The organism is Neorhizobium galegae, assembly GCF_017877055.1.
GTDB lineage: Bacteria > Pseudomonadota > Alphaproteobacteria > Rhizobiales > Rhizobiaceae > Neorhizobium > Neorhizobium galegae_D.
This window is the reverse complement of the sequence record NZ_JAGIPG010000001.1, coordinates 697,847-724,062: the sequence shown is the minus strand read 5'-3', so window position 1 is coordinate 724,062 and position 26,216 is coordinate 697,847. Positions and strand designations below refer to the sequence as shown.

The following is a 26,216-nucleotide window of genomic DNA, read 5'->3' as shown; positions in this document are numbered from 1 at the left end:
CTGCGACGGCCAGCTTCTTGGCGGCCGCCTTGCTTGCCGCATAACATAGGGTTGCGGCAAGTCCTTGCCAAGGCGAACCGGAGCCGCCGCCTACCTTTTCCGCGAGGAATCCTTAACTGGCAGCCGGGGAAAACCGTCGCATCCGAGCAAAACCGCTAACTCGATGCCAAATCTAAGCTCGAACTGCGGCAAAAAGCGGTCGAAAGGCGCAAGCAGCGGGCGAACGATACTTCGTTCGGCCATTCCTTTGTTATCGCCATCCTCCGTCGAAAGGAGGGCATTGGCTTCGATGAAAGGCATCGCCGCCACGGCGCGCATGGCGATCGCGGGCGGCACGCCGGGAAACAGCGCCAATGCCTCGTCGCGATCCGGAGCGGTCGGGCCGACGATGATCTCGTCCGGGCCGGCGTTCGTGATGCGGTAGCGACCGTCCCAGGTCGCCGTATTGCCCGAGGGAATGTGCAGCGGCAGTATGCCGCGGTTTTCACGGACGAGATAAAGCCCGTCGCGGCGCCGGTCGAAGATCACCCGGCCGGCGGTGATGCGGCCCGGCTGGCCGCCGTCGAGGAAGGCCATCACCCGGTCCATGCTGTCGCTCCCGAGCGCATGTGCCCTGCCCCCGAGCACCGCGGCAAGGAACGACAGCGCATGACGGCGTGACGCCGCATCCCCTTGCAGCCCCGCGCGATCGATATGCCCCAAAACACCTTGGGCGATCGTCACATGCTCCCGGAGAAGCCGCGCCGCCTCGTCGGAAAGCTTGATGCGCCGCGTGGCGGCCATGGCCTGGGCGGCGGCATCGAACGGGCTTTCCGGCGCCAGCCGCCCGCGGACCCTCACCCGCTCGTAGTGCGGGTCGACATTGCTGGGGTCGTCGATCCAGCCCTGTCCCTCTTTCGTCAGGAAAGCGCGGATATCGGACCGGCGGCTGCTGAGAAATGGCCTGAGCAGCCAGCGGCGGCTGTCGAGAAGCACTGCCGGCGCCATGCCGGCAAGGCCCGGATTCTCCTCGCCCTCGCCGCGAGCGGCCCGCATGGCAATCGTTTCGGCCTGATCGTCGCGCGTGTGGCCGGTGAGAATGGCGGTCGCATCGATCTCGTCGGCGACGTCCACCAGCAGCCGGTAGCGTGCCTCGCGGGCTGCGGCGGAAACGCCGGTCCGGGGCTTTTCCTCCTCCCACCGGCGGACGAAATGGGGGATGCCGAGTTTGGCGCAAAGGGCAGCGACGGCCTGCGCCTCGCCTGCGGATTCGGGCCTCAGCCCATGATCGACCGTCGCCGCGAAAAGCGACAGGCCGGAACCAGCGGGATTGAATTTGGAAAGGGCTACCAGTAGCCCGCAGGAATCGCTGCCCCCGGAAATTGCGACGAGAAGGCGGGCGGGTCTGGCGATATCGGCGATCAACCGCTCGGCCGCCTGTTCAGGCGACAGGATTTTCGGCTCAGCGGTCACCAGAAAACGACGCCGCGGATCAGCAGGCGAGGCGCTTCTGTTCGCTGCCTACCTTGGCAAGCACGGCCTTGGGCGCGCTCGGATAACGCCGGGTGACTTCCTTGAGGGTTGCGCAGGCCGTGTCGGTATTGTCGAGTGCGGCAAGCGACATGCCGAGCTTCAGCAGCATTTCCGGCGCCTTGGGCGATTTGCCGTAGGTCTGGTGCGCGTTGAGGAAGGTCTTGGCGGCGTCGTTGTATTTTCCCTGGGAATACTGCGATTCGCCGAGCCAGAAGCTCGCATCCGCCACCTTGGCGCCCTTCGGATAGGCGGCCAGATAGCCGTTGAATTCTTTTTCGGCGAGCGGATAGTCGCCGGCCAGGACATGGTTGTAGGCGGTCTGATAGGCATCGTTCTCGCTGCCGAGCGAGGCGGTCTGCTGGGGATCGGTTCTGCCCGTCGGCGCCGTCGGCGTCTTTCCGGAAACCTGCGGGCCGGTATCGACGCCCGGAAGCCCGGCGGCATTGTTGGCCCGGTCGTTGCGGCTGGCGCCACGCGGATTGCCGTTCTGGTCGATATCCATCGAACCGAGCGTCGTCGGAGGCGGCGCGCGGCCCGGTGTCGCCCCGCCGACGCCCTGACCGGACGGCGATTCGATGATCCGTGCGACATCGTCGGAGGATTGGGCAGGAGCAGTCGCCTGCGGCAACGGGGGCTGGCCGGCGGGAGCACGGTTGGACGCCACGGCCGGTTTCCCGGTCGTGTCGTCTGCTTCGGTGCGCTTCTTCTTTTCCAGGTCCTGGAAGCGGAATTCGTTGTCTTCCTGCGTCTTGCGCAGCTGCTCCTGCATCTGCAGCAGCTGAAAACTCATTTCCTCGATCCGGCCGTTCAACTGGCGGACCTCTTCCTGGAGCTGCTGGATACGGACGGCCTCATTACTCTGCGCCAGAATGACCGGGGGCGGAGTGGTTTCCCGCGGCTGTTCCGCAGCAGGCTGATTGCTGCCCTGGAAGAGTTTCGGCAGCGACCAAGCCCCGGCCGGGGCGCTCGTCGCCATCAGCCCCAGCATTGCTGCCAAGACAAGTTTCTTCATCGTTGTCCGTCCTGCTCTTTAGTCTGCGCCGGATTGGCGCGAGAGGAGATTTTTCCAACTGCCGGCAAAAAGCAACCGAGCTCCCTGTCAAAAATCCCGGAAAACAGGGCTAAACTATGGAAAAAACAAAAAGGCGGCCCGAAGACCGCCTTTTATTCTCGAGCTGTTGCTCGGATCACATGCCGGCGCCGCCGAGAACGGTGACGGCGCGACGGTTCTGCGACCAGCAGGAGATGTCGTCACAGACGGCAACCGGGCGTTCCTTGCCGTAGGAGATGGTCTTCATGCGATTCGCCGGAACGCCGCGCGAGGCGAGATATTCCTTGGTGGCGGCGGCACGGCGGGCGCCGAGCGCCAGATTGTATTCGCGCGTGCCGCGTTCGTCGGCATGGCCTTCGACGGTGATCGCGTAGTTCGGATAACGCGCCAGCCACTGCGCCTGACGGTCGAGCGTTTGCTGGGCATCGGCACGGATCGAGGTGCTGTCGGTGTCGAAGAAGATGCGGTCGCCGACATTGACGGTGAAGTCCTGTGTCGAGCCGGGCGTTGCGGCGCCCGCACCGTTGAGGCCGAGCTCACCGGCATTGTTCGGCAGGTTCTTCTTGTTGGCGCAGCCGGCGAGCACAAGCGCCAGCGTCAGTGCGATGACGGCAGGATTGCGGGCGAGGATCTGCATGCGGCTCATCGCCGAAGTATCGATGCGGCTCATGGCCGGTCTCTCCTTGATCAGTAACTTTCAGAGTTTCCAGATTCTAACCGGGTTGGGTTAACCATGATCAAATTCTTATGGTTAACAAAATATTCCCGATGTCCCTTTTCGTTCATTTTCAGCAGATTGAGGCGGGAAAGAGGCGCAAAACTGCCTCTTTTGCCCAAATGCCCTATTCGAGCAGCGGCGACCACGCCGGGTCCGAGCCGTAGGACGGCGTCTTGACCTGGAGTTCGTTATAGCCGGTCAGGTCGATGGAATAGAGCTGCGGGCCACCGGCGCCGGCATTCTGGCGGAAGAACATCAGCACGCGGCCGTTCGGCGCCCAGGTCGGGCCCTCGTTGTGGAAGCCGCTGGTCAGGATGCGTTCGCCCGAACCGTCCGGCTTCATGACGCCGATCGAGAACTTGCCGCCCGACTGCTTGGTGAAGGCGATCAGATCGCCGCGCGGCGACCAGACCGGCGTCGAATAGGAGCCGTCGCCGAAGGAGATGCGGGTCTGGCCGGAGCCGTCGGCATTCATCACGTAGATCTGCGGGCGGCCGCCGCGGTCGCTTTCAAAGGCGATGCGACCGCCATCCGGCGCATAGGAAGGCGAAGTGTCGATCGCGGCGGTGGAGGTGAGCCGCGTCGTGGTGCGCGAGCGCAGGTCCATCGTATAGATGTTGGAATTGCCTTCCTGCTGCAGGCTCATGATCACCTTCTGGCCATCCGGAGAGAATCGCGGCGAGAACGTCATGCCTGGGAAATTGCCGACCACTTCGCGCTGCCCGGTCTCCAGCTGCAGCAGGTAGACCCGGGGCTGGTTGCCCTCGAACGACATGTAGGTGACTTCCTGCCGGCTCGGCGAAAAGCGCGGCGTCAGCACGATATCCTTGGTGTTGGTCAGCATGCGGACGTTGAAGCCGTCCTGGTCCATGATCGCCAGCTGACGCTGGCGGGCGGTCTTCGGCCCGCTTTCCGAGACGAACACGACGCGGGTGTCGAAATAGCCGTTCTCGCCGGTGATCTGCTTGTAGATCGCATCGGCGATGATATGTGCGACGCGGCGCCAGTTTTCCGGCTGGGTGAAGAACTGCTGGCCGGTCATCTGGCTGCCGGCAAACGTATCCCACAGGCGGAACTCGGCGCGCAGGCGCCCGTCGCCTTCGCGGGTGATGCGGCCTGTCACCAGCGCCTGCGCATTGATGACCTTCCAGTCCTCGAAACGCGGCGCCTTGTTGGGATCGGCGATCTTTTCGATGAAGGCTTGCTTGTTGATCGGCGCGAAAAGCCCGGAGCGCTGCAGGTCTGCGGCAATCACCTGGGAAATCTGCGGGCCGAGATCGTTGTTCGACAGGAAATCCGTCACTGCGATCGGCAGCGGCTGAATATTGCCCTTGTTGATGTTGATCTCGACGACAGCGTTGGCCGGGGTCGCGGCCATCAATGCCGTGAACATCCCCGCGGCCACCATCACGGCGCGAAAAAAAGAACTCTTGATCATTGAAACAAGCCTTTCAGCTTAATACGGGAGTTTCGGGGCAGGTTCCGTTTCATCTGTTTCTGCATCGGTTCCATACCTGCCGGCTCACAATGCGAACTCCGACGGATCGAAGTTCAGCACCAAAACATTCCAGCCCTTTTCGCCCTGGTATTTTTCGAGCGGCAAATTCTTGAGCGGAGCGGATTTTTTGAGGGCACGGAGTGTGCTGCCTTCGACCGCACGCCGGGTTCCTTCCGGACCGCCGGTCGCCGTCACCTCCGGCTCGCCGACGATATTGCCGGACTGGTCGAGCTGCACCCTGATCTTCACCCGCACTTCCGAGACGCCGGTCAAACCGCCGACGAGCGCCCAGTTGCCCTGGATCTGCCCCTTGACGTTGTCGATCTCGCTGGAGCTCAGGCCGACGCCGATGGTCTTGGTATCGCCGCGGGCGGCCACCTGGGTGGAACGCTTGGCACCGCCACCGGATGCCTCCTGCTTGTTCAAGAGGGCTGCGATCTGGTCGGCGTTGAAATCGCTCTGCATGGAAGACGACGACTTGGCGGTTTCCTGCTGCTTGCCTTCCTTCTTGTCGGAGGGCTTGACGGATGCGGTTGCCTTGTTGTCGGTCTTGGCCGCCTCGGCTGCCTTGGCCGTATCCGGCTTCGTCTCGGCCGGCTTTTCAACGGGCTTGGCCTGCTCCTTCGGCGGTTCGGGCTTCGGCGGCTGCGGCCTGGAGGCGGGCGTCGGAACCGCTTGCGGCAGTTCACCGGTTTCGGACACGTTTTCGGCCTGCACCGGCGCGGGGGTCGGCTTGGCGGCCTCCGGCTTTGGCGGAGTAGGCTCGGGTTTCGGCGGAGTAGGTTCCGGCTTCGGAGGCGTGATCTCCGGCTTGGGCTGCGGCAGGGCAGCCATCTCGGTGGGCTTGGGAGCCGTCTCTTCCTTGACGATATCCTTGACCTGGTTCTGCTCCGGCGTCGGGGTAGGCGTCGGCCGTTCCACCGGCTTCGGGGCCGCGGTGGTTTCGGTCGGCTGCGGCTTGGTGGTCGGCGTCGGAGGTGTCTTCAGGTCGACATTGTTCTCGCCGGCGTTCTGGGCGTTCTCGACGATCTTCTGGTTCTTGGTTTCCTTGGGCGAAGGCTTCTGGCTGGGAGGCGCCTTCTTGTCACCCTGCTGGGTCTGGGTGATCGATTCCACGGAGACGATGTCGACGGGAAGCGCGTCCACGTCGGCCACGTTGAAAGACGCGGGCGCGCTCAGCGAAACAAGCGCCAAGCCGAGCACCAGCGAGTGTAGGACCAGCGATGTGCCAAGACTGACCTTCATGGCGCCGCGATCACTTCTCCTGTTCCTGCAGGGTCACGAGGCCGATATTCTTGTACCCAGCAGAAGAGATGCGGGCCATGACCTTCATGACGACCCCGTAGGCCGCGGTCGTATCGCCGCGCACGTAGATACGCTCGTTATAGCCTGTGGTGGCAATCGCCTGGAGCTTCGGCACGATCTCCTCGAGGGCGATCGGCGTTTCCTGCAGATAGATTTCGCCCTTCGGATTGACCGATACGGTGATCGGCTGGGTATCGGCGTTCATCGCCTTCGCCTGCGTTTGAGGCAGGTCGATCGGCACGCCGACGGTCATCATCGGTGCCGCTACCATGAAGATGATGAGCAGCACGAGCATGACGTCGACGAGCGGCGTCACGTTGATTTCGCTGATCGCACCGCCGCGCCGTCCGCCGCGCCTGCGACGACCGCCACCCGATTTTGCTCCCCCGGCCGACATACCCATGAGATATTACTCCTTGAGCCCGAAAGGCTTTACTGCGCCGCCTGGCGCGGCTGCAGCTTCTCGTCGATCTGGCGCGACAGGATGGCCGAGAACTCGTCCGCGAAGCCTTCCATGCGGCCGGAAAGCTTGCCGGCATCGGCAGTGAACTTGTTGTAGGCGATGACGGCTGGAATAGCGGCGACCAGGCCGATCGCGGTGGCGAGCAGCGCTTCGGCGATACCCGGTGCAACGACGGCGAGATTGGTGGACTTCGAACCGGCGATGGCCTGGAACGAGGTCATGATGCCGACGACGGTACCGAAGAGGCCGATGAACGGACCGGCCGAACCGATCGTCGCCAGCGAACCGAGGCGAGCCTCATAGGTTTCGGCCTCGCGCGACATGGTGACATCCATCGCCCGGTCGATACGCATCTGCAGGCCGATCGGCGAGCGCGCGCCGCGCTCGAAGCTCTTCTTCCACTCGCGCATGGCGGCGACGAAGATCGCCGCAAGACCAGTATTGGTCCGCTCCGACAGGGTGCGGTAAAGTTCTTCCAGCGACTGACCGGACCAGAAGACCTGCTCGAACTGGTCGAACTGGCGCCTGGCCTTGCCGAAGCTGATATATTTGTCGATGACGATCGCCCAGGTCCAGACCGATGCGCCGATAAGGCCGACCATCACCAGCTTGACGACCAGACCAGCCTGCATGAACAGCGACCAGAGGCTTACTTCGCTCGCCGCTGCCGCCAAACCTACCTGTTCCATCTACTATCCCCGAATCCAAACGCCCGGCTTTAAGGACCGGGCGGCTCAAAAGCGCTCTCGCGAGTATGTCTTTGATCGCCGGATGCGCTTAGCCCTAACCCCAAGATACCCTGAGCTTCAAGCTTGGCTTCTCGCTTTCAATTTTGGTCAAAGGAAGGCGTGCGTTGCACAAATTCCTCATGTCTCAGTAAGACACCATTATCGTTAACGAAAGGTTTAGGTAGACCTTGCAATCGCGAGTTCCCAGATCACTTGAAGTTGGAACAAGGAAAGGCGGCAACTTCCAACTTAGTTTTTTCTCATTCACGGGTTATGACACTGTGAGAATCGGATTCCCGGGGGCACACCATGTGGCGCGCAGTGATGATAGCCTTGACGATGTTGATCGCGGTGCCGGCCCATGCCGCCTCGTTCGACTGCAAGGGCGTCCCCTCGCCTGACGAACTGATCGTCTGCAACGATCCCCTGCTTTCAGCGCTCGACACGATGCTTCCGCGGGTCGAGGAAAAGGCAAAACAGGAGAAAAGCGCGGAGACCCGCCAGGTTATGCGCGACTTCACCAGCGACCGGTCAGCCTGCGGCTCCGACCGATCCTGCGTTCTGAGCACTTATGTTGCGGTCCTGGGAGAGCTCGGCGGGCCTAAGAGCATCCCGGCAGACATCACCGCCAGTACGATCGCGGGCGGGCGGGCCAAGCCCTCCCCCACATTGCCCGCGAAGATCGGCCAATGCTCCGTCACCAACGTCACCGCGGTCCATCCGCGGGTCGGGCAGGATCCCGTCAAGGACGAGGACTACAATGCCGGCACCGGCATCGAATACGCCAATGAGGGCTACCAGGTCTCCTACGCCCGCGAAGAGGCGCTGATCGCCTCCAAGCCCGGCGACAAGGTGACCATGTGCCTGATTTCCATCCCCAAACGCTGCCCGCCGGGTGACGACCGGGGCCGCGAATATTTCGTCACCAATGCACGCACCGGCCAGAGCTGGGCGATGGCCGATTCGCAGCATGCCTGCGGCGGCCCGTAGGTCCCGTCTAAACTGGATTGACCTGTTCCACCGGGCGCCCGAGAAACTTTTCCGCCACGCTTTCCGGCAGCCGGCGCGGACGCCCGTGCCTGTTGATGACGGCGATCACCACCTTCGCGGCGATCAGCAGCATGTCGCCGCGGCGGATTTCCTGGCTGAGCACCATCTTGGCGCCGCCCGCCTTTTCGGTGACCGTCTGGATGATCAGGATGTCGTCCATGCGGGCCGGCTGCTTGAAGTCGATCTCCATCCGGTGGACGACAAAAACCAGCCCCTCCTCGTCGGCGGAAAGCAGCGCGCTCTGCTCGCAGCCTAGGCAGCGCAGATAGTCGGTGCGGCCGCGTTCCAGGAAGTGCAGATAGCGGGCGTGGTAGACGAGGCCGGAAAAATCCGTGTCTTCATAATAGACGCGCTGGGCCAGCCGATGGCCGCCTTCCATCAACTCGCCCGATAACAAAAAATTGTATTCCTTCATGGCCTTGCCCTGGAAATTCCTAGCTCTCCACTGGATAGGCGCGCAATGCCGCCCCAGTTTTGACGTCCTGTCACATATCCTCCCTATCAGGAAATATGTCGAAAACCAGTGGAGACCAACTCATGAAGATTGCAGTCCTGGGCGGTGACGGTTTCGTCGGCTGGCCGACATCGCTTCACTTGTCCGACGCCGGTCACGATATCCACATCCTCGACAACCTCTCTCGCCGCTGGATCGATACCGAGCTTGGCGTCCAGTCGCTGACGCCGATGGATTCGATCCAGGAACGCACCCGCATCTGGCATGCCGAAACCGGGCGCCGCATCCATTTCCACCTGATCGATCTCGCCAAGGACTACGAACTCCTGAAGGGCTGGCTTTCAAAGCATCGCCCGGATGCCATCATCCATTTCGCCGAACAGCGGGCGGCGCCCTATTCGATGAAGAGCGACCGGCACAAGAACTACACCGTCAGCAACAATGTAAACGCCACCCACAACCTCTTGAACGCACTGGTGGAACTGGATCTGGACGCGCATCTCGTCCATCTCGGGACGATGGGCGTCTACGGCTATTCGACGGTCGGCGCGGCAATCCCGGAAGGTTACCTTCCGGTCGGCATAGAGACCGCCGACGGCCGCACCGTCTCCCAGGAAATTCTCTATCCGAGCAATCCCGGCTCGATCTACCACATGACCAAATGCCTCGATCAGCAGCTCTTCCAGTTCTACGCGAAGAATGACGGATTGCGGATCACCGACCTGCATCAGGGCATCGTCTGGGGCACCCATACCGGACAGACCCGCCGCCACACACAATTGATCAATAGATTCGACTATGACGGGGATTACGGGACGGTCTTGAATCGTTTTCTCATCCAGGCGGCCATCGGTTATCCGCTGACCGTCCATGGCACCGGCGGCCAGACACGCGCCTTCATTCACATCCAGGATTCGGTCCGCTGCGTCGAGATCGCGCTCAACAACCCGCCGGCCCGCGGCGGGCGCGTCGAGATCTTCAACCAGATGACCGAGACTCACCGGGTGCGCGATCTTGCCGAGATGATCTCGACGATGACCGGCTCGCGGATCGCATGGCTGCCCAACCCGCGCAAGGAAGCGCCGGAAAACGAGCTGGTGGTGAAAAACGAAAAATTCCTCGGCCTCGGTCTCGAACCGACAACGCTCGGCGAGGGACTGCTCGGCGAGATCGTCGACGTCGCGAAGAAATACGCCTATCGCGTTGATAGATCACGCGTTCCGGCCGTTTCCGCCTGGACCAGGGATATTGCGGCGAAGGTGGAACATGACCCGGAGGGTGTGAGGTTGAAGTCTGTGTCGTGAGGCACCCCACCCCATGACCAACGCGTTCGTCACCCTCGTCACCAATACCGACTACGCCATGGGCGCAACGGCGCTGGCGCGCTCCATCCGCCGCACCGGCACTGAGGCCGATATCGTCGTCCTCCGCACCGGCGGCGTCGAAACCGATGCGCTTGCCCCGCTCGAAGACCTCGGTTGCCGGCTGATCGAGGTCGAACACCTCCCCCTTTCCGACGCCTTCAACGAACGGCATGCGCGAAAAAACCTGCATGGCGCCGCCCCCTTCACCAGGGGCCGCAAGCCGGACTTTCACACGCCGCTCGACAATTTCTGCAAGCTCAGGCTCTGGCAGCTCACCGAATACGAGACCTGCGTCTTCATTGACGCCGATGCGCTGGTGCTGAACCCGATCGACAAGCTGTTTTCCTATCCGGAATTCTCCGCCGCCCCCAACGTCTACGAGAACCTCTCCGACTTCCACCGCCTGAACTCCGGCGTCTTCGTCGCCAAACCTTCCGACGAGACATTCGACAGGATGCTCGCGGCGCTGGACCGGCCGGACGCCTTTTGGCGGCGCACCGACCAGACGTTTCTGGAGAGCTTCTTCCCGGATTGGCACGGCCTGCCGGTTTTCATGAACATGCTGCAATATGTCTGGTTCAACATGCCGGATCTCTGGAACTGGGAGAGCATCGGCGTGCTGCATTACCAGTATGAGAAGCCTTGGGAGAAGGACCATCTGAAGGCCGAGCGGTTGCGGCCGCTGATCGACCTCTGGCATGCATTTTACGAGGATCGCGAGATCCCCGCCCTCTCCACCTTGCCGAAGCCGGGAGAGACGCCATGAAGGTGCTGATATCCGGCGGAACAGGCTTGGTTGGCCGCTACATCGTCGAAGGCCTGCTTGATGCCGGGTATCCGGTCATTGTCGGAGGCCAGAGGCCGCCGGCGCCTGGTTTTTTTACCAAACCCGTGCAGTTCGTGCCCCTTTCACTCGATCCCGCCCTGGACCAGATCGAGGCCTTCGACGACGCCTACTTCTTTGTCCACGCCGCCTTCGACCATCTGCCGGGAAAATACCGCGGCGGCGAAGGCGATGATGCCGATCGATTCCGCCGGCTGAACCTCGATGGAACGGTAAAGCTGTTCGAGACCGCCAGGAAGGCCGGCACCCGCCGAGTGATCTTCCTGTCGAGCAGGGCCGTCTATGACGGACAACCGGCCGGAACGGTGCTCGACGAAGATCTGGCCTTGAAGCCGGACGGCCTCTACGGCGAGATCAAGCTCTGTGCCGAGAGAGCACTGGCGGCACTCTCGGCCCCCGGCTTTGCCACCTCGTCTCTCCGGCTCACCGGCGTCTACGGCAATCTGCGCCCCAACAAATGGAGTGCTCTCTTCGCGGACCACCTGGCAGGTCGGCCGGTACCCTCGCGTGCGGGAACGGAAATCCACGGTCGCGATGTCGCCGCCGCCGTTCGCCTCATGTTGGAAACGGAGGCCGGCAGGATCGCCGGCCAGGTCTTCAATGCGTCGGACATCCTGACCGACACCGCCGAAATCCTCGGCTATCTGGCCGGTCCCCCTCGCAACCTGCCGCCGCCGGCAGATCGTGGAGCGGTCAACGTGATGTCGACTGACAAACTGAGAGCACTCGGCTGGCAGCCGGGCGGCGCGCCGCTCTTGCGGCAGACGATCGCGGAGCTTGCAACAACTCTCAATGCGACTGCGTGAAGCGCCGCATCTTTGCCTCGTTCTTTGCCTTTTCGATCGCCTTCTTGTGCTCCTCGGCCCATTTCTGGCCCGCATCGCCACCCCAGAGCAGCCAGGCGATATACCCGGTCGACGGATTTTCGTCGTCGCCAAAATTCTCGGCCCGCTTGTCCGCCTTGTGGCGCGAGAAATAGCTCACCATCCGTCGCACCGTCTTTTCCGAGAGCGATCTTCGGTTCTTGAGGTCGCGGGCTCGCGCCACCCCGACCATCGTACCACCGCGACGATACTGCGAACGCAGTTTCAAGCCTTTCTCTGCCGCCTCCGCCACTTCGGCGGGCGGAATGTGATCGGGGATCTCGCTATCCATGGGTCTTCCTCGGTTCACATTCGACTTGGTTTCCGACATCGATCTTCTCCATGGCATTCTCCCTTCGGTGGAGAAACGGCAAGCCGCTGGCAGATGTTCCAATCGGAATGCGGGCGGTTGGGGAGCACCCATCCGATGCTCCCCAACCGAGAACCGTCAGGCGACGACTTCCGCCAGTTCGATCAGGTTGCCGAAAGGATCGGCAAAAAAGGCGAGCTTGCGGCTGATGTCGTCGAGCTTGAAGGGCTCAGTGACGATGTTGACGCCGCGGGCGCGCAGCTCCGCAACGGTCGCTTCGATATCCGTGACGTTGATGCAGAAATGGTGGTAGCCGGAGTAACGCAGGCTGTCGCCGAGATCCTTATAGGCCGGCGGATCGATCGGCAGCGGATCGCCGCCGCCCAGGATTTCCACCATGAAGTGATCGTCGTTGGCAGGCGCCAGATAGGCGAGCTGCTCGTCGGCAAACGGCCATTCGTGGATGACGCGGAAATCCAGTTTGTCGACATACCAGCGCTTGGCGATCTCGAAATCGGTGACCCGAATGGCCACGTGATGACCGCGCATGGCGGAGAAGGCGGATGTGGTGTTCTTGGCGGGAAGGATGAAGTCGGCCATTGGAAATTCTCCTCTTCTGACCGCCGGCGGAATTGCCTGGGGCGGTGACGAGGAGAGAATGGCGCAAACCCATTTCTTCGATTAGACTGATAATCTTCTCTTCAATGTTGAGCTCAGTTCAGCAATGCGCGCCACTGATCTTTCCGAACTCGCCGCCTTCGAAGCCGTCGCCCGTCACCTGAGTTTTCGCCGCGCAGCGGAGGAGCGCTACGTCACGGCTTCGGCCATCAGCCACGCTGTCAGCAATCTCGAGGAGCGGACCGGCGTCCGGCTTCTTCACCGCACTACCCGCAGCGTCTCCCTGACCGATGCCGGCGCCATGCTGCACGCCCAGCTTTCGCCCGCCTTCGGCGATATCGGCGCGGCGCTCGACGCGCTCAACCAGTTCCGCGACACGCCTTTCGGCAAGGTGCGGATCAACGTACCGAACTCGATCGCGCCGGCCGTGCTTGGCCAGGCGCTCGGGCCCCTGATCCGCGACAATCCGCATCTGAAGCTCGAAGTCGTCGCCACCGACCGGTTGGTCGATATCGTCGAGGAAGGGTTCGACGCCGGCATCCGGCTCGGCGAAAGCCTGCACCAGGGCATGATCGCGGTCAGGATCAAGCCGCGCCTGCGCCTCGTCGTGGTCGGTTCACCAGCCTATTTCAGGGACCGGAAAATCCCCGAAACGCCGCATGAGCTGGAAAGTCATGCCTGCATCGAAAACACTTATCCGAGCGGCACGCGCTACGCCTGGGAATTCTCCCGCGACGGAGAAACCGTGACCTTCCATCCGAACGGGCCGGTAGCGCTCGACGATCATGAATTGATGGTCGAGGTCGCCCGCTCCGGCACCGCGCTCGCCTATGTCTGGGAAAACCGCGCCGAACGCGACATCCGCGACGGCACGCTGATCCAATGCCTGGACGCCTGGTGCCCGCCGGAGGACTGGCTCTACCTCTATTATCCGAGCCGCCGCAACATGTCGGCAGGCCTGCGCGCCGTCATCGAGGCGATGCGCGTCTGAGCTTAAGACTTCAGGTCAAGATCGCCGTCGCGCCAGACGAGGTGCCGCGGGCTGCCCGGCAGGCTCTCGATCTCCTCGGCGATGAAGTAGGGCGGAATGTCGAGCGCCCTCAGCGCCTCTGTCGTCGCCGGTACCCATTTGAATTCCAGATCGTGTTCGTCCTTGATCCGATGGACGATATCCGTCGGATGAAAGGGAAACGTCTCCGGGATGTCCATCAGGTAATAATAACCGAGTTCATGCCAGTCGCGGTCTTCGTAGTGGAAGAAATTCTCGACCGACCAGAGCAGCCGACCGACCGTCACCTCGACGCCGATTTCCTCGACCATCTCGCGCTTGAGGGTCTCTTCCGACGTCTCGCCGACCTCCGCCCGCCCGCCCGGAAAGGTCCAGAAGGCCTCGTCCACGGCGCGATGCACCAGCACATGACCATCACGGAACCCGAGCCCGGCGATCCGCATCTGGAAGATGCGCTTGCCCTTGGTCTTGATACGGATGCGAGTGCGCGCCATGCGGGCTATCCTAAGTCGATCACGTTGATTTCCGGCGGTGCGCCGAAGGAACGATGGGAGCGGAACCCGACAGTCGCACCGGACCGCCATGCATGTGATCGGGCAGAGCGAGCGACACGCGATCCGGCCCCTGCGGAAATTGCGGGACAGATGCCAGAAACCCGCGGCGGGAAATCATTCATCCTCGAGATTCATCCGGAACTGTGCTGCCTCGAGATCCTTCGGCGGCTGCATTCCCAGATGTTTCCACGCGTTTGCGGTCAAAACGCGGCCTCGGGGCGTGCGCTGGATGAAACCCTGCTGGATCATGTAGGGCTCGATGATGTCCTCGATCGCATCGCGCGGTTCCGACAGGCCGGCGGCGATCGTCTCGATGCCGACCGGGCCGCCGCCGAAATTGACGGCGATCATGTTGAGGTAGCGTTTGTCGAGCTGGTCGAGGCCCATATTGTCGACCAGAAGACGGGTCAGCGCCTCGTCGGCGATCTCCCTCGTCACCGCCTCGGCCCTCGCCACCTCGGCGAAATCGCGCACCCGGCGCAACAACCGCCCGGCGATGCGCGGCGTGCCGCGGGCGCGTCTTGCAATCTCGCGAGCGCCGTCATCGGTCATCGGCAGGCCCATCAGCCGCGCGCCGCGCCGGACGATCAGTTCCAACTCGTCGACGGTATAGAAGGCCAGCCGCACCGGGATGCCGAAACGGTCGCGCAGCGGCGTGGTGAGTAGGCCGAGACGGGTGGTGGCCGCGACCAGCGTGAACTTCGACAGATCGATCTTCACCGACCGCGCCGCCGGGCCTTCGCCGATGATCAGGTCCAGCTGGAAATCCTCCATGGCCGGATAGAGGATTTCCTCGACCGCCGGATTGAGCCGGTGGATTTCGTCGATGAAGAGCACGTCGCGATCTTCGAGATTGGTGAGCAGCGCCGCCAGATCGCCCGCCTTGGCGATGACCGGGCCGGAGGTCGAGCGGAAATTGACCCCGAGTTCCTTGGCCATGATCTGCGCCAGCGTCGTCTTGCCGAGGCCGGGCGGGCCGACGAACAGCACGTGGTCCAGCGCCTCGCCGCGGTTCTTCGCCGCCTCGATGAAGACCTTCAGGTTGGCGCGCGCCTCCGCCTGGCCGGTGAACTCGTCCAGCGACTGCGGGCGCAGCGTCGTATCCAGGTCTTCGCCCCGCTTTTCCGGCGTTATCAGGCGGGCGGGTTCACTCATGCGAGAAGTTCCATTCCGGGCACCTTGCGTGCAGCCTTTTGATCGAAGGTCTTTGTCGATTCACAGCCTTCCTCCAACGAGCGGCAGGCGATGACGGCATCGGCAAAGTCTGCATTGTTGGCCTCGACAAGTCGAAGCGCCTTTACGACAAGCGTATGGTTCTCGACCATAAGCCCTCTCGTGTGAAGCAGCCTGTCGATGGCAAGTGTCACGTGCTTCCTGCTGAATCCGTATTGTGACCTGAGGGCCCAATCAAGCTCAAGCAGACCAATCAGGGTGATAAAAGCGGAATAACCTCTTCCAAGGCCTTCCCCAAATTTAAGCGCTGCTGCCCGCTGCGACGGGTCGTCATCGATGAAAAGCCGCAGAACGACATTCGTGTCGAGCCCAAAAACGGTCATGCGGCCGCATCCGCTTCTTTATCATCCTGCGTATCGACCGCATTCGCGCCGCCGGCTTCCAGCACGGCGGCATCGATCTCATCGAGCGTCGCCCTCCCTTTCGGCGGTTTTCCAAGGAGCCCCGCGAGGTCGTTGAAGTTGACGTTCTTAGGCGTGATGACTACCTCTCCATTGACCAGTGAGTAAATCATACGGTCTCCCGGCTGAAGGTTGAGAGCTTCGCGCATCTCCTTCGGAATGGTCACCTGGCCCTTCGGCGAAAGCGTAACTTCCCACCACATACATCACCTGTTCCGACAAATTGCCATTCGAAGGAAATTTTATCAAACTTCCGACAGATCAGCAAATCACCGTGCCAGTTCCTTCAACCCCAGCCGGATGAGCTTGGCGCTGTCGCCCCCCTCGCCGCCGTTTTTGAGCGCTGCCGCAACCGCGTTCGCGGCCTGGTCGCGCGAATAGCCGAGATTGGTGAGCGCCGAGACCGCGTCGGCGACCGGTGCGGCCGCCACGCCCTCGCCGAGCTCCTGCTTGAGGCCGATATTGACGGAGGCTTCGCCAGCGAAGGCGGGTACCTTGTTCTTGAGTTCGGTGACGATACGCACCGCGACCTTCGGCCCGACGCCGGGCGCGCGCGAAACTGTCGTCTTGTCCTGCAGCGCAATCGCATTGGCGAGCTCGGACGGCGTCAGGGTGGAGAGCACGGCGAGCGCCACCTTGGCGCCGACGCCCTGCACGCTTTGCAGCAGGTTGAACCATTCTCGCTCCAGGGCCGTCAGGAAGCCGAAAAGCTTGAACTGGTCCTCGCGCACATAGGTCTCGATGAACAGCACCACCGCTTCGCCCGCTGACCCCATCTTCGACAGCGTGCGCGACGAACAGAACACCTCGTAACAGACGCCATGGACATCGACGAGCACATAGTCGTCGCCCATTTCGTCGATAGTGCCTTTGAGCTTGCCGATCATGAAGGATGTCCGTCAGGGATGGGTTTCGGGGGAGATGATGGAAATCAAGGGAAAATAGGTCCGGTACCTTGCGACATCCCGGCTGAGCAGCCTGTAGCCTTTGACCATCGCATGGGCACCAATGTAGAAATCGGGAAGCGGCGAACGTTTATCCCCGCCCAGTCGGCGGTATTGCAAAAAAGCGTGGCCCGCCGCGTAGGCCGCTTCCCAAGGAAGATCCTCCCGCCGGAAAAGACTGGGCGCAAGTGCCGATTCCAGCGCTTCGCTCGTCGCGTAACCGGCAGCCATTTCCGCATAAATCAACGGATTGATCAGCAGCGGCCCGTTTGTCTGGGCAACCGCCAATTGTTCGGTTGACCATTCGGTGAAGGCGCTCCGCGTGTGGAACACGTCGATCAGGACATTGGTATCGACAAGGGTCGCCATGCGATCAGTCCCTCAGAAGACGATAAAATTCCTCGCCGCTCATATCACCGAGAGACATGGACCCCTGATGCCGCCTGAGATGATCCATGAGCACGCGAACATTGCGTTCCGCTTCCTCGCGAGACGGCTCAACACGGCGAAGCACGGCTTCACCCTCGCGAAGAACAAATTCCACCTCGCTGCCCGGCTCAATCCCCAGATTGGAGCGGACATTTTTCGGGATCGTAACCTGGCCTTTTTCGGTGACGCGCATGGTAATACCTCTGAGGTATTACTTATCCGTCCGACCAGAACAAGTCAAGAACAAACTATCCTGCGAGTGCTGCGCGCATGCGGTGGCCGCCCCGGTTATGGGCGTGGCAGATGGCGATCGCCAGCGCGTCGGCGGCGTCATTGCCCTTGAACTCCGCCTTCGGCATCAGGATCTTCAGCATCATGTGAATCTGCTGCTTTTCGCCGTGGCCGACCCCGATCACCGATTTCTTGACGGCGTTCGGCGCGTATTCGGCAACCGGCAGCCCGGCTCGTGCCGGCACCAGCATGACGACGCCTCTCGCCTGGCCGAGCTTTAGCGTGGCGACGGCGTCCTTGTTGACGAAGGTCTGTTCGACGGCCGCCTCGTCCGGTTGGTAGGCATGCACCACTTCCGCGAGCCCGTCATGCAGCTGGCAGAGGCGGGAGGCGAGGTCCATGTCGCCGTCGGAAGTCACGGTGCCCGAGGCGACGAAGCGCAGACTGTTGCCGAGCGTCTCGATGATACCCCAGCCGGTACGCCGAAGCCCTGGGTCGATGCCGATGATGCGAATCGTGCCTGTCATGCCCATACCCTATCCTGATGCCGTAACCAGTGCCATGAGAATGTGAACAAACCGAAAACGAGACTGGAGGGCCGTTTACCCTCCGGTAACCATGTCGGGAAGGTTTGCCCCCTTTCGGGTCGCCGGTCGGCAACGCCCCTGCGCCTCGCGCGTTGCAAATCGCGGCTTGGACGCAATGTGAGGAGGCAGCCATGACAGGCAGACATCATTCCCTATCCGTCAAGGTGATCGGGCTTGTGCTGGCGCAGAATGGGATTCTCGCGGGCCTCCTCTTTTACGCCGCCGGCGAGCTGACGTCTTTCGAGATGGCGTGCATCGCCGCATCGCTGATAACGCTGACCCTCGTCACCATCTTCCTTGCCGGAGCCCTCATCAATCCGTTGCGCACCATCGCCGGAACCGTCTCGGAGGTCGCCGCCGGCAGGACCGCGGTGCCGCGTGAACATCTGGCCCGCACCGATGAAATCGGCTCGATCTACAGGGCGCTGGAGCAGCTTTGCCGCAATCATCTCACCCGGCTCGTCAAGGACGAAGAAGCGCGCGAGCGGCAGGAGGCGGAGGAGGCGCAAGCTCGCTTGCGCGATCTCGAGGCCGCCGGAGAGGAAGCACGCGCGCTGAGGACAGTGGTCGAGGCGCTGGACGGCGGCCTGCGGCGCCTGGCGGTTGGCGATCTGACCGTGCGGATCGACATGCCGTTCCCCGAGAGATACGAGGGCCTGCGTGCGGATTTCAACCATGCCCTGACGATCCTGGAAGACGTGCTCGGAATGATCGGCAGCTGCGCCCACGGCCTTCACACGGACTGCGTCGAGGCTCGCGACGAACTGACGAAAACCGCCGAGGCCGGGCGCCGGCTGACGGCAACCATCGCCAGGACAGCTGCGGATGTCGGCAGGCTTGCCGAAACGCAGGGGGAGCGAAGGATGCAGGTCCGGCACGCGGCCGAAATCGCCAGCAACGCCCGGCTCGACATGCGTCCGCCGAAGGAGATGATGCAAGCCGCAACGGTGGCGATGGAGGCGATCCGAAAGGCATCGCTCAAGATCGAGCCCGCCACAGCGACAATCCGCGAGATTGCCTTCCAGGCCAATATGCTGGCCCTCAACGCCGGCATTGAAGCGGCTCGTCCCGGTGAGGAGGCCGGCTTCAAGACCGTGGCCGAGGAAATCCGCGGACTTGCCGAGCGGGCCGCCGAGGTTGCCAAGGAGATCTCCGGCCTGTCCCGAAGCTCGGCGGAAGCGGCCGAACTCGGCGGCAAGTCTGTGGAGAAGGCGGGCTTGGAACTGGATGCGATGACGATCTACGCGGATGCCTTGCACGGTCACGTCGCGGCACTCGCAGCGAGCTCCGGCGAGGAAATCGAAACGCTCGCAGCCGCCAGAACCACGATGATGACGCTTGCCAAGGCGAGCCGCGACCAGATCGGCGCCCTGGATGCGCTGACGGCAAGGCTCGGCCGCATGAACCGCGATATCGCTGCGATCGACCATCATGCAGGACGATTGACGCCCGTCACGATCCTCAATGCGGGAGGGGTGACGGTACCGGAAAGCCTCAAACCCGCGAAACCCGGCTCGCACCTGCGCCTGGTCAAATCGTGAAGCCGGAGGGGCCGCACGCCCACGACCCTTCCGGCGTTTCTTTTTCCGTTGGCCGCAGGGTCGTATTTCTGGACAAGGCTGCCTAGATAAGTGGAACACTCTGTCAGTTATTCCGCCTTCAGGACGTTCCGATGATCCCGTTTTCCATTCTCGATCTTTCACCCGTCGGTGAAGGTTATTCCGTCAGCGATGCGCTCGACCAGTCCCGCCGCCTGGCGATCAAGGCCGAGGAGCAGGGCTACAAGCGCGTCTGGCTCGCCGAACACCACGGCATGCCGGGCATTGCCAGCGCCGCAACTGCGATCGTCATCGGCCACGTGGGCGCGGCCACCAAGACCATCCGCGTCGGCTCCGGCGGCATCATGCTCCCCAACCATTCGCCGCTCGTCATCGCCGAACAGTTCGGCACGCTGGAAGCGCTGCTGCCGGGCCGCGTCGATCTCGGCCTCGGCCGGGCGCCGGGAACCGACATGCGCACCGCAAGCGCGCTGCGCCGCAATCTCGATGCCGGCGCCGAGAGTTTTCCGCATGACATCCTCGAACTGCAGCGCCTGCTCGGCACGCCCGAAAAGGACCAGGGCCTGCTCGCCACCCCAGGCATGGATTCGCATGTGCCGATCTGGCTGCTCGGATCGAGCGTCTACAGCGCCCATCTCGCGGCCGCCCTTGGCCTGCCCTACGCGTTTGCCTCGCATTTCGCGCCTGACATGCTGATGGAAGCGATCTCGATCTACCGCGACCGTTTCCAGCCGTCCCTCCAACTCGAAAAGCCCTACATGATGGTCGGCGTCATGGGCGTCGCGGCGGAAACCGATGCGGAGGCTGAGCGCCACTTCACCTCGTCGCAGCAGCAGTTCGTCAACCTTCGCAAGAATGTCCGCACCCGTTTCCCGAGGCCCGTCGACAGCATGGAAGGTTTCTGGACGCCCATGGAAAAGATGAATGTCGAGCACACGCTGCGTTACGCAGCGGTCGGCTCCGTTGCGACGGTCGAGGCAAAGCTCAGGGAATTCCTGGGAGAAACCGGCGCCGACGAACTGATCATCTCGATGCCGATCCACGATGTCGACGCCCGGCTGCGATCGGTCGAATTGTTCGCGACGTTGCCGATGATGGAAAAAGTTCGAGCCTGAAACAAAGGCGGGCTGGTCATGCCAGCCCGCCCGGTAAAGCCGTGAGGTCGAGAACGGATCAGGCCGAAAGCTTGGCCATGACTTCTTCGGAAACCTCGAAGTTCGAATAGACGCTCTGCACATCGTCGTCGTCTTCCAGGTTGTCGATCAGCTTCAGCAGCGACTGAGCCTTTTCTTCATCCACTTCGATCGTGTTCTGCGGCCGCCAGATCACCTTGACCGTCTCGGCCTGGCCGAGTGTCGCTTCGAGCGCCTTCGACACTTCGCCGAGGCTTTCGAAAGCGCAGATGATCGTGTGGCCCTCCTCGTCGGTCGTCACGTCGTCGGCGCCGGCCTCGATCGCCGCTTCCATCACCTTGTCGGCATCGCCGACGCTCGCCTTGTAGGTGATTTCGCCCACATGGTCGAAGGAGAAGGAAACCGAGCCGGTTTCGCCAAGCACGCCGCCCGCCTTGGTGAAGATCGAGCGGACGTTGGAGGCCGTGCGGTTGCGGTTGTCGGTCAGCGCCTCGACGATGACGGCGGTGCCGCCGGGGCCGTAACCTTCGTAACGGACGGAATCGTAGTTTTCCGCGTCCGCGCCGACAGCCTTCTTGATCGCCCGGTCGATATTGTCCTTGGGCATCGACTGCGCCTTGGCGTTCTGGATCGCCAGGCGCAATGCCGCGTTCATGGTCGGATCAGGCAGACCCGTCTTGGCGGCGACGGTGATTTCGCGCGCAAGCTTGGAAAACATCTTCGACCGGATCGAATCCTGCTTGCCCTTGCGGTGCATGATGTTTTTGAACTGTGAATGGCCAGCCATGGCACCCCTGACACTTTAACTTGTTCTGGAATGGCGCCTTATAATTTCGAAGCCGAAGCCGTTCAAGGGCATTTCCTGGCTAAGTCGAGGCTTTTCCCGATACCGCCTCTCCGAGGCAAGACTCGGAACAAAGCCAAGGCCTTGCCGTTTGTTCACCGAGACGAACAGCAAAGGAGACAATCCATGGCAAGCCTGACCGAAGCCCGCGAAGCGCCCGAACGCCAGCTCTGGGACGAGATCAACGACATCCATGCCGGCATGCTTGGCATCGAAGGCTCGCACATGCATTTCCAGCCCATGGCGCCGAATGCCGATCCGAAGTCGAGCACGATCTGGTTCTTCACCAAGGCCGACACGGATCTGGTACGCGCCATTCGTGCCGGCAGCCGTGCCCATTTCGTGGTGATCGGCAAGAACCACGACTACCACGCCTGCCTGTCCGGCGCGCTGGAAATCCGCAACGACCGCGCCAAGATCGACGAATACTGGAGCGCAGTGACGGCTGCCTGGTACGAGCGCGGCAAGGAAGACCCGCTTCTGACCCTGCTCGCCTTCCGGGTCGATGATGCGGAAATCTGGGCCTCCACCGACAGCACGCTGAAATTCGGCTGGGAGATCGCCAAGGCCAATCTGCATGACGAGAAGATGCCCGACGTCGGCGTCAAGCAGCACCTCGCCTTTCCGCAATTCCACTAACCGTCCAAAAGGCCGCGGGGGTCAAAGCCCCTGCGGCACCAGGATCGTCGGCTTCTTCGGCAGGCTGCGCATCGACACCCGGATCGTCGGTTCCCTGGCATAGGCGATGTCGAACTTGGCGTCGAACATGGCGATGAAGTTGTCGAGCGGAGGACCCCAGCGATGCATCGGCAGGATCAGCGACGAGCGCAGCCGCTGCACCACCCGGCTCATGCTGTCCGCCCCCATCGTCAGGCCGCCATCGACCGGCACCATCAGGATGTCAAGGCGGCCGATCTCGGTATACTGGGCCTCGTTCAGCTCGAAATGCAGGTGGCCGAGATGGCCGATGCACAATCCCGCGACCTCGAAGATGAAGATCGAATTGCCGTTTTCCTCGATGCCGCCGCCCCAGTTGCGGATGTCCGACATGACGTTGCGGATATAGACATCGCCGACCATCAGCTTGTGCTGGACCTTTTCTCCGGGCATGTCGCTCCAGCCGTGCAGCACATGCTTGATCCCGGGGTCGGGGCTGAGCGTAAAATGGGTGGTATGCGCCTTGTTCATCGTTGCCACGTCCGGCAGGCGCGACGGCCGATAGGCGCCGCTATAATCGGTGGCGATGCCGATCCCGCTGGGCGTCTCGATGAAATAGGTGGAATGGCCGACGAAGGTGATCTTCACTTCTTCCCGCTCGGCCATCGTCAGGGCCTTGTTCGCCTGAGCGAACTGCAGGCCCGAGGGATTGAAGCTCGCGAAGGTGACACCGGGCAGCTTCTGGGCAATCGCCTGGCACTGGCTGATGGGCAGGCCATCCTGAGCGAACGCGGCGAAAGCGGACAGAAGGAGGCCGGAAAGACCGAGTGCGAGAGCCCGTAGCATCATGCTGATCCCAAAGAACTGCGTTCATGCTCATTCCCGGGCGAAAACATGCGGCAATGCGAAAGGCCGGTCCAGCCGCAATCGCCGCGGCCGGTCTCACAATTCTGTCATTGGTCGAGGTCATGGAATTGATTATTGAAAAGTATCGGCAGCGCCTGACATAAGCTCGCCGGCAGCCGGATCGGGAAAGCTTGGGGATATTTTCATGAAGCACGACATTGCAATCGAGACCCGGGACGGCGCGGCCAGAGCCGCCGTCATCAAGCCGGAAAACGGCGCGGCGACGACCAAGGGCGTCATCCTCTACATGGATGCCTTCGGTCCGCGCGAAGCGCTCTACTGGATGGGCCAGCGCATCGCCGATGCCGGCTATACCGTGCTCGTTCCCGACCTCTATTACCGGTCCGGCGAATATGGTCCGTTCAACGCCCGGACCGCCTTCAGCGAGGAAGCCTCCAAGACCCGGATCAGGGCGATGATGCAGACGGCAACCCAGGCACTGACGGCACAGGACGGCGCCGCCTTCATCGAAGCGCTGGAGGCCGAAGGCGTTACCGGCGCCATCGGAACGGTCGGTTACTGCATGGGCGGCGCCCGCGCGATCACCGCCGCGGCCCACTATCCGGAACGCATCAAGGCGGCGGCGAGCTTCCATGGCGGCAATCTCGCAAGCGAGGCGGAAGACAGCCCGCACAGGCTTGCCGACAGGATCAAGGCGCGCGTCTATGTGGGCGTTGCCGGCGTCGACAACAGCTTTCCGCCGGAGCAGTCGGCCCGCTTCGCCGAAGCCTTTCGCGTCGGCGGCGTCGATCATGCAGTCGAGAACTATGTCGGCATGGGCCATGGCTGGACCGTGCCGGACCACAGCGTCTACGACAAGGACGGTTCCGAGCGCCACTTCAAGCGCCTGCTGACGCTGTTCGACGAGACCCTCTGAGACGACAAAGGGGCGGCTTCGGGCCGCCCCTTGATCTCATCCGCAATTCCGGTCGGCGACGCGGACACCCGGGTTCGCATTGAACCGGGGTCGCGCAACATCGCGCCCAGACTACTTCCGGCGCTCGAAATTGCTGCTGTTGGCCAGTTTCGGCTTGTCCTTCTTCTTGAAAGGCTTGTCGTCCTTCTTGAAGGGCTGGGCGTCCTTGCGGAACGGCTTGGAATCCTTGTTGAAAGGCTTTCCATCGCCGCGCGCCTCGGCTGCCCGCGGGCCGCCCGGACCGGCAGCGTTGGACGTATTCTTCCGCGGCTTGCCCTTCGACCAGTCATCGCCGTGAGACTCTTTCGGGCGATCGTCATAGGACTTCTTGGGATAGGGCTTGGCCGGTGCAGGACGGCTGAGATCCGGCGCGCTGGTCAGCCGGGTGACGCGGATACCCCGCTCCAGCGCCTTTTCCTTGCCGATCGCCTGCATGAAGGCATCGGCGTGATCTGCGGCGATCTCGACGAAGGTTTCGTCCTGCTGCATCTTGATCGCGCCGATCTCGCGCTTGGTGACGTTGCCGTTGCGGCAGAGCATCGGGATCAGCCAGCGCGGCTCGGCATTCTGCTTGCGGCCGACCGACAGCGAGAACCACACGGCCGGGCCGAATTCGTCGCGCGACGGGCGCCGGGTCATCGGGAAATCGCCCTCGCCGCCGGTCCGCTCGCGCGGCTTGCGGGTATCCTGCTGCACCGAGATCTCGATCAGATCCTCGGGCGCCGAATATTTGGTGCGGTAGAGATTGACGAAGGCGGAAGCCAGCTTTTCAGCGCCATGGCTCTCGACCAGCTTCGCGATCAGATCCTGCTCTTCCTCGCGCGGCTTTTCGGTGAAGATCGGATCGGCCAGCAGCCGCTCGTCGTCGCGGCGCATCACCTCTTCGGCGGACGGCGGACGAGCCCAGGTGGCGGAAATGCCGGCACCGCCGAGCAGGCGCTCGGCCTTGCGGCGGGCATTCACCGGCACGATCAGCGCGCTGATGCCCTTGCGCCCGGCGCGGCCAGTTCGGCCGCTGCGGTGGAGCAGCGTTTCCGGATTGGACGGCAGGTCGGCATGGATGACGAGGTCGAGACCCGGCAGGTCGATGCCGCGGGCGGCGACGTCGGTGGCGATGCAGACGCGGGCACGGCCATCACGCATCGCCTGCAGCGCATGGGTGCGTTCGTTCTGCGTCAGTTCGCCGGAGAGCGCCACGACCGCGAAATTGCGGTTGTTGAACCGCGCGGTCAGATGATTGACGGCAGCACGGGTCGAGCAGAACACGATCGCATTGGTCGCTTCATAATAGCGCAGCACGTTGATGATCGCGTTTTCGCGGTCGGCGGATGCGACGGCAAGCGCCCGGTATTCGATATCGACATGCTGCTTTTCCTCGGCCGAGGTCGCGATGCGGACCGCGTCGCGCTGGTAGCTCTTGGCAAGCTTGGCGATCGCGGCCGGCACGGTTGCCGAGAACATCAGCGTACGGCGTTCGGCGGGGGCCGATTCCAGGATGAATTCCAGGTCTTCGCGGAAACCGAGGTCGAGCATCTCGTCCGCCTCGTCGAGTACGGCGACCTTGAGCTCCGACATGTCGAGCGCGTTGCGGCGAATATGGTCGCAGAGACGGCCGGGCGTTCCGACGACGATATGGGCGCCGCGTTCGAGCGCGCGCCGTTCGCTGCGGATGTCCATGCCGCCGACGCAGCTGGTGATGACCGCCCCGGTCATCTCATAGAGCCATTCCAGCTCGCGGGTGACCTGCATCGCCAGTTCACGGGTCGGCGCAATGACGAGCGCCAGCGGCTGGCGCGCCGGGCCGAACTTTTCCGCGTCGCCGAGCAGTGTCGGAGCAATCGCCAGGCCGAAGGCAACGGTCTTGCCCGAACCGGTCTGCGCCGAAACCAGCGCATCGGAATGGATGAGAGCCGGGTCGAGCATGGATTTCTGGACGGGGGTCAGCGTAACATAGCCCCGTTTCGCCAATGCCTTGGCGATCGCCGGAACGGCGCCGTTGTAGTCGGTCATCTAAATCTGTCTTTCGGATTGTCGC

General features: G+C 62.5%; 30 protein-coding genes. 9 read left to right on the top strand and 21 right to left on the bottom strand.

Translation table 11 applies throughout. The features are described from left to right. Positions 1–90: 90 nt before the first annotated feature. From tilS to tolQ, 7 genes are all read right to left on the bottom strand, one after another. Complete coding sequence (tilS, locus tag J2857_RS03215) at positions 91–1,452, bottom strand: tRNA lysidine(34) synthetase TilS (RefSeq protein WP_348635653.1); 1,362 nt, start codon at positions 1,450–1,452, stop codon at positions 91–93. Positions 1,453–1,471: 19 nt separating this feature from the next. Further along, on the bottom strand, positions 1,472–2,524 hold the full coding sequence (gene ybgF / locus J2857_RS03210) for a tol-pal system protein YbgF (protein ID WP_210008521.1): 1,053 nt from the start codon (positions 2,522–2,524) through the stop codon (positions 1,472–1,474). Positions 2,525–2,699: 175 nt separating this feature from the next. After that, entirely contained in the window at positions 2,700–3,233 is a 534-nt protein-coding gene (gene pal, locus J2857_RS03205) for a peptidoglycan-associated lipoprotein Pal (RefSeq protein ID WP_210008520.1), read from the bottom strand. A gap of 172 nt (positions 3,234–3,405) precedes the next feature. Then, complete coding sequence (gene tolB, locus J2857_RS03200; protein ID WP_210008518.1) at positions 3,406–4,719, bottom strand: Tol-Pal system beta propeller repeat protein TolB; 1,314 nt, start codon at positions 4,717–4,719, stop codon at positions 3,406–3,408. Between the two features lie 84 nt (positions 4,720–4,803). After that, entirely contained in the window at positions 4,804–6,024 is a 1,221-nt protein-coding gene (locus J2857_RS03195; protein ID WP_210008516.1) for a hypothetical protein, read from the bottom strand. A 10-nt stretch (positions 6,025–6,034) separates the two neighbouring features. After that, entirely contained in the window at positions 6,035–6,487 is a 453-nt protein-coding gene (tolR, locus tag J2857_RS03190; protein ID WP_210008515.1) for a protein TolR, read from the bottom strand. A 29-nt stretch (positions 6,488–6,516) separates the two neighbouring features. Continuing rightward, a complete protein-coding gene (gene tolQ, locus J2857_RS03185) occupies positions 6,517–7,236 on the bottom strand; it encodes a protein TolQ (protein WP_210008513.1) in 720 nt (239 codons plus the stop codon). 363 nt (positions 7,237–7,599) lie between these two features. Between tolQ and J2857_RS03180 the strand changes: the two genes are divergently transcribed. Beyond that, positions 7,600–8,265, top strand: coding sequence for a lysozyme inhibitor LprI family protein (locus tag J2857_RS03180; RefSeq protein ID WP_210008512.1), 666 nt, complete (start codon positions 7,600–7,602; stop codon positions 8,263–8,265). A gap of 7 nt (positions 8,266–8,272) precedes the next feature. Here J2857_RS03180 and ybgC read toward each other — a convergent pair whose 3' ends face one another. After that, on the bottom strand, positions 8,273–8,740 hold the full coding sequence (gene ybgC, locus J2857_RS03175) for a tol-pal system-associated acyl-CoA thioesterase (RefSeq protein WP_210008510.1): 468 nt from the start codon (positions 8,738–8,740) through the stop codon (positions 8,273–8,275). A gap of 122 nt (positions 8,741–8,862) precedes the next feature. Between ybgC and J2857_RS03170 the strand changes: the two genes are divergently transcribed. The 3 genes from J2857_RS03170 to J2857_RS03160 are packed head-to-tail and all read left to right on the top strand — an operon-like array spanning position 8,863 to position 11,793. Then, a complete protein-coding gene (locus J2857_RS03170; RefSeq protein ID WP_210008508.1) occupies positions 8,863–10,083 on the top strand; it encodes an NAD-dependent epimerase/dehydratase family protein in 1,221 nt (406 codons plus the stop codon). Positions 10,084–10,096: 13 nt separating this feature from the next. Continuing rightward, positions 10,097–10,909 (top strand): glycosyltransferase, encoded by an 813-nt coding sequence (locus J2857_RS03165; protein ID WP_210008507.1) that lies wholly within the window; start codon positions 10,097–10,099, stop codon positions 10,907–10,909. Continuing rightward, on the top strand, positions 10,906–11,793 hold the full coding sequence (locus J2857_RS03160; RefSeq protein WP_210008505.1) for an NAD-dependent epimerase/dehydratase family protein: 888 nt from the start codon (positions 10,906–10,908) through the stop codon (positions 11,791–11,793). Before J2857_RS03165 ends, J2857_RS03160 begins: the two co-directional genes overlap by 4 nt. Here the strand turns inward: J2857_RS03160 and J2857_RS03155 are convergent. Together J2857_RS03155 and J2857_RS03150 are read right to left on the bottom strand one after the other, a co-directional pair. Further along, positions 11,777–12,142: a hypothetical protein gene (locus J2857_RS03155; protein ID WP_210008504.1), complete on the bottom strand. Its 366-nt coding sequence runs from the start codon at positions 12,140–12,142 to the stop codon at positions 11,777–11,779. The two genes, J2857_RS03160 and J2857_RS03155, sit on opposite strands and share 17 nt — an antisense overlap. Before the next feature lie 156 nt (positions 12,143–12,298). Beyond that, positions 12,299–12,760 (bottom strand): VOC family protein, encoded by a 462-nt coding sequence (locus J2857_RS03150; RefSeq protein ID WP_210008502.1) that lies wholly within the window; start codon positions 12,758–12,760, stop codon positions 12,299–12,301. A 124-nt stretch (positions 12,761–12,884) separates the two neighbouring features. On the opposite strand from J2857_RS03150, the gene J2857_RS03145 reads away from it, so the two are divergent. After that, entirely contained in the window at positions 12,885–13,769 is an 885-nt protein-coding gene (locus J2857_RS03145) for a LysR family transcriptional regulator (RefSeq protein ID WP_210008501.1), read from the top strand. A gap of 2 nt (positions 13,770–13,771) precedes the next feature. Here the strand turns inward: J2857_RS03145 and J2857_RS03140 are convergent, their stop codons facing one another. From J2857_RS03140 to ruvC, 8 genes are all read right to left on the bottom strand, one after another. Next, positions 13,772–14,281 (bottom strand): NUDIX hydrolase, encoded by a 510-nt coding sequence (locus J2857_RS03140; protein WP_210008499.1) that lies wholly within the window; start codon positions 14,279–14,281, stop codon positions 13,772–13,774. Between the two features lie 174 nt (positions 14,282–14,455). After that, positions 14,456–15,496, bottom strand: a complete 1,041-nt coding sequence (gene ruvB, locus J2857_RS03135; RefSeq protein ID WP_210008498.1) for a Holliday junction branch migration DNA helicase RuvB — start codon at positions 15,494–15,496, stop codon at positions 14,456–14,458. Next, complete coding sequence (locus J2857_RS03130) at positions 15,493–15,897, bottom strand: PIN domain-containing protein (protein WP_046607826.1); 405 nt, start codon at positions 15,895–15,897, stop codon at positions 15,493–15,495. Before J2857_RS03130 ends, ruvB begins: the two co-directional genes overlap by 4 nt. Further along, positions 15,894–16,178: an AbrB/MazE/SpoVT family DNA-binding domain-containing protein gene (locus tag J2857_RS03125; protein WP_037077018.1), complete on the bottom strand. Its 285-nt coding sequence runs from the start codon at positions 16,176–16,178 to the stop codon at positions 15,894–15,896. The genes J2857_RS03130 and J2857_RS03125 overlap by 4 nt, the downstream gene beginning before the upstream one ends. Positions 16,179–16,244: 66 nt before the next feature. Then, positions 16,245–16,862, bottom strand: coding sequence for a Holliday junction branch migration protein RuvA (gene ruvA, locus J2857_RS03120; RefSeq protein WP_210008496.1), 618 nt, complete (start codon positions 16,860–16,862; stop codon positions 16,245–16,247). 12 nt (positions 16,863–16,874) lie between these two features. Beyond that, entirely contained in the window at positions 16,875–17,288 is a 414-nt protein-coding gene (locus tag J2857_RS03115) for a type II toxin-antitoxin system VapC family toxin (protein ID WP_210008495.1), read from the bottom strand. 4 nt (positions 17,289–17,292) lie between these two features. After that, positions 17,293–17,541, bottom strand: a complete 249-nt coding sequence (locus J2857_RS03110; protein WP_046610108.1) for an AbrB/MazE/SpoVT family DNA-binding domain-containing protein — start codon at positions 17,539–17,541, stop codon at positions 17,293–17,295. A 55-nt stretch (positions 17,542–17,596) separates the two neighbouring features. Next, positions 17,597–18,106 (bottom strand): crossover junction endodeoxyribonuclease RuvC, encoded by a 510-nt coding sequence (ruvC, locus tag J2857_RS03105; protein WP_210008493.1) that lies wholly within the window; start codon positions 18,104–18,106, stop codon positions 17,597–17,599. Positions 18,107–18,297: 191 nt separating this feature from the next. On the opposite strand from ruvC, the gene J2857_RS03100 reads away from it, so the two are divergent. Next, complete coding sequence (locus J2857_RS03100) at positions 18,298–19,707, top strand: methyl-accepting chemotaxis protein (RefSeq protein ID WP_210008491.1); 1,410 nt, start codon at positions 18,298–18,300, stop codon at positions 19,705–19,707. 131 nt (positions 19,708–19,838) lie between these two features. Further along, the gene (locus J2857_RS03095) at positions 19,839–20,840 is read left to right on the top strand and encodes an LLM class flavin-dependent oxidoreductase (protein ID WP_210008490.1); all 1,002 of its coding nucleotides are present in this window, start codon (positions 19,839–19,841) and stop codon (positions 20,838–20,840) included. A 58-nt stretch (positions 20,841–20,898) separates the two neighbouring features. Here the strand turns inward: J2857_RS03095 and J2857_RS03090 are convergent, their stop codons facing one another. Continuing rightward, entirely contained in the window at positions 20,899–21,645 is a 747-nt protein-coding gene (locus J2857_RS03090; RefSeq protein WP_210008489.1) for a YebC/PmpR family DNA-binding transcriptional regulator, read from the bottom strand. 183 nt (positions 21,646–21,828) lie between these two features. Between J2857_RS03090 and J2857_RS03085 the strand changes: the two genes are divergently transcribed. Next, positions 21,829–22,341, top strand: a complete 513-nt coding sequence (locus J2857_RS03085; RefSeq protein ID WP_210008488.1) for a pyridoxamine 5'-phosphate oxidase family protein — start codon at positions 21,829–21,831, stop codon at positions 22,339–22,341. Positions 22,342–22,362: 21 nt separating this feature from the next. Here the strand turns inward: J2857_RS03085 and J2857_RS03080 are convergent, their stop codons facing one another. After that, positions 22,363–23,208: an MBL fold metallo-hydrolase gene (locus tag J2857_RS03080; protein WP_210008487.1), complete on the bottom strand. Its 846-nt coding sequence runs from the start codon at positions 23,206–23,208 to the stop codon at positions 22,363–22,365. A 202-nt stretch (positions 23,209–23,410) separates the two neighbouring features. On the opposite strand from J2857_RS03080, the gene J2857_RS03075 reads away from it, so the two are divergent. Further along, entirely contained in the window at positions 23,411–24,142 is a 732-nt protein-coding gene (locus J2857_RS03075) for a dienelactone hydrolase family protein (RefSeq protein ID WP_210008486.1), read from the top strand. Between the two features lie 111 nt (positions 24,143–24,253). On the opposite strand, the gene J2857_RS03070 is transcribed toward J2857_RS03075, so the two are convergent. Continuing rightward, positions 24,254–26,191 (bottom strand): DEAD/DEAH box helicase, encoded by a 1,938-nt coding sequence (locus J2857_RS03070; protein ID WP_210008485.1) that lies wholly within the window; start codon positions 26,189–26,191, stop codon positions 24,254–24,256. Between the last annotated feature and the right edge of the window lie 25 nt (positions 26,192–26,216).

Excerpts from the sequence above, each read along its gene's own strand:
- ybgF (WP_210008521.1), bottom strand. The coding sequence starts at position 2,524 with ATGAAGAAACTTGTCTTGGCAGCAATGCTGGGGCTGATGGCGACGAGC.
- pal (WP_210008520.1), bottom strand. The coding sequence starts at position 3,233 with ATGAGCCGCATCGATACTTCGGCGATGAGCCGCATGCAGATCCTCGCC.
- tolB (WP_210008518.1), bottom strand. The coding sequence starts at position 4,719 with ATGATCAAGAGTTCTTTTTTTCGCGCCGTGATGGTGGCCGCGGGGATG.
- J2857_RS03195 (WP_210008516.1), bottom strand. The coding sequence starts at position 6,024 with ATGAAGGTCAGTCTTGGCACATCGCTGGTCCTACACTCGCTGGTGCTC.
- tolR (WP_210008515.1), bottom strand. The coding sequence starts at position 6,487 with ATGGGTATGTCGGCCGGGGGAGCAAAATCGGGTGGCGGTCGTCGCAGG.
- tolQ (WP_210008513.1), bottom strand. The coding sequence starts at position 7,236 with ATGGAACAGGTAGGTTTGGCGGCAGCGGCGAGCGAAGTAAGCCTCTGG.
- J2857_RS03180 (WP_210008512.1), top strand. The coding sequence starts at position 7,600 with ATGATAGCCTTGACGATGTTGATCGCGGTGCCGGCCCATGCCGCCTCG.
- ybgC (WP_210008510.1), bottom strand. The coding sequence starts at position 8,740 with ATGAAGGAATACAATTTTTTGTTATCGGGCGAGTTGATGGAAGGCGGC.
- J2857_RS03170 (WP_210008508.1), top strand. The coding sequence starts at position 8,863 with ATGAAGATTGCAGTCCTGGGCGGTGACGGTTTCGTCGGCTGGCCGACA.
- J2857_RS03165 (WP_210008507.1), top strand. The coding sequence starts at position 10,097 with ATGACCAACGCGTTCGTCACCCTCGTCACCAATACCGACTACGCCATG.
- J2857_RS03160 (WP_210008505.1), top strand. The coding sequence starts at position 10,906 with ATGAAGGTGCTGATATCCGGCGGAACAGGCTTGGTTGGCCGCTACATC.
- J2857_RS03155 (WP_210008504.1), bottom strand. The coding sequence starts at position 12,142 with ATGGATAGCGAGATCCCCGATCACATTCCGCCCGCCGAAGTGGCGGAG.
- J2857_RS03150 (WP_210008502.1), bottom strand. The coding sequence starts at position 12,760 with ATGGCCGACTTCATCCTTCCCGCCAAGAACACCACATCCGCCTTCTCC.
- J2857_RS03145 (WP_210008501.1), top strand. The coding sequence starts at position 12,885 with ATGCGCGCCACTGATCTTTCCGAACTCGCCGCCTTCGAAGCCGTCGCC.
- J2857_RS03140 (WP_210008499.1), bottom strand. The coding sequence starts at position 14,281 with ATGGCGCGCACTCGCATCCGTATCAAGACCAAGGGCAAGCGCATCTTC.
- ruvB (WP_210008498.1), bottom strand. The coding sequence starts at position 15,496 with ATGAGTGAACCCGCCCGCCTGATAACGCCGGAAAAGCGGGGCGAAGAC.
- J2857_RS03130 (WP_046607826.1), bottom strand. The coding sequence starts at position 15,897 with ATGACCGTTTTTGGGCTCGACACGAATGTCGTTCTGCGGCTTTTCATC.
- J2857_RS03125 (WP_037077018.1), bottom strand. The coding sequence starts at position 16,178 with ATGTGGTGGGAAGTTACGCTTTCGCCGAAGGGCCAGGTGACCATTCCG.
- ruvA (WP_210008496.1), bottom strand. The coding sequence starts at position 16,862 with ATGATCGGCAAGCTCAAAGGCACTATCGACGAAATGGGCGACGACTAT.
- J2857_RS03115 (WP_210008495.1), bottom strand. The coding sequence starts at position 17,288 with ATGGCGACCCTTGTCGATACCAATGTCCTGATCGACGTGTTCCACACG.
- J2857_RS03110 (WP_046610108.1), bottom strand. The coding sequence starts at position 17,541 with ATGCGCGTCACCGAAAAAGGCCAGGTTACGATCCCGAAAAATGTCCGC.
- ruvC (WP_210008493.1), bottom strand. The coding sequence starts at position 18,106 with ATGACAGGCACGATTCGCATCATCGGCATCGACCCAGGGCTTCGGCGT.
- J2857_RS03100 (WP_210008491.1), top strand. The coding sequence starts at position 18,298 with ATGACAGGCAGACATCATTCCCTATCCGTCAAGGTGATCGGGCTTGTG.
- J2857_RS03095 (WP_210008490.1), top strand. The coding sequence starts at position 19,839 with ATGATCCCGTTTTCCATTCTCGATCTTTCACCCGTCGGTGAAGGTTAT.
- J2857_RS03090 (WP_210008489.1), bottom strand. The coding sequence starts at position 21,645 with ATGGCTGGCCATTCACAGTTCAAAAACATCATGCACCGCAAGGGCAAG.
- J2857_RS03085 (WP_210008488.1), top strand. The coding sequence starts at position 21,829 with ATGGCAAGCCTGACCGAAGCCCGCGAAGCGCCCGAACGCCAGCTCTGG.
- J2857_RS03080 (WP_210008487.1), bottom strand. The coding sequence starts at position 23,208 with ATGATGCTACGGGCTCTCGCACTCGGTCTTTCCGGCCTCCTTCTGTCC.
- J2857_RS03075 (WP_210008486.1), top strand. The coding sequence starts at position 23,411 with ATGAAGCACGACATTGCAATCGAGACCCGGGACGGCGCGGCCAGAGCC.
- J2857_RS03070 (WP_210008485.1), bottom strand. The coding sequence starts at position 26,191 with ATGACCGACTACAACGGCGCCGTTCCGGCGATCGCCAAGGCATTGGCG.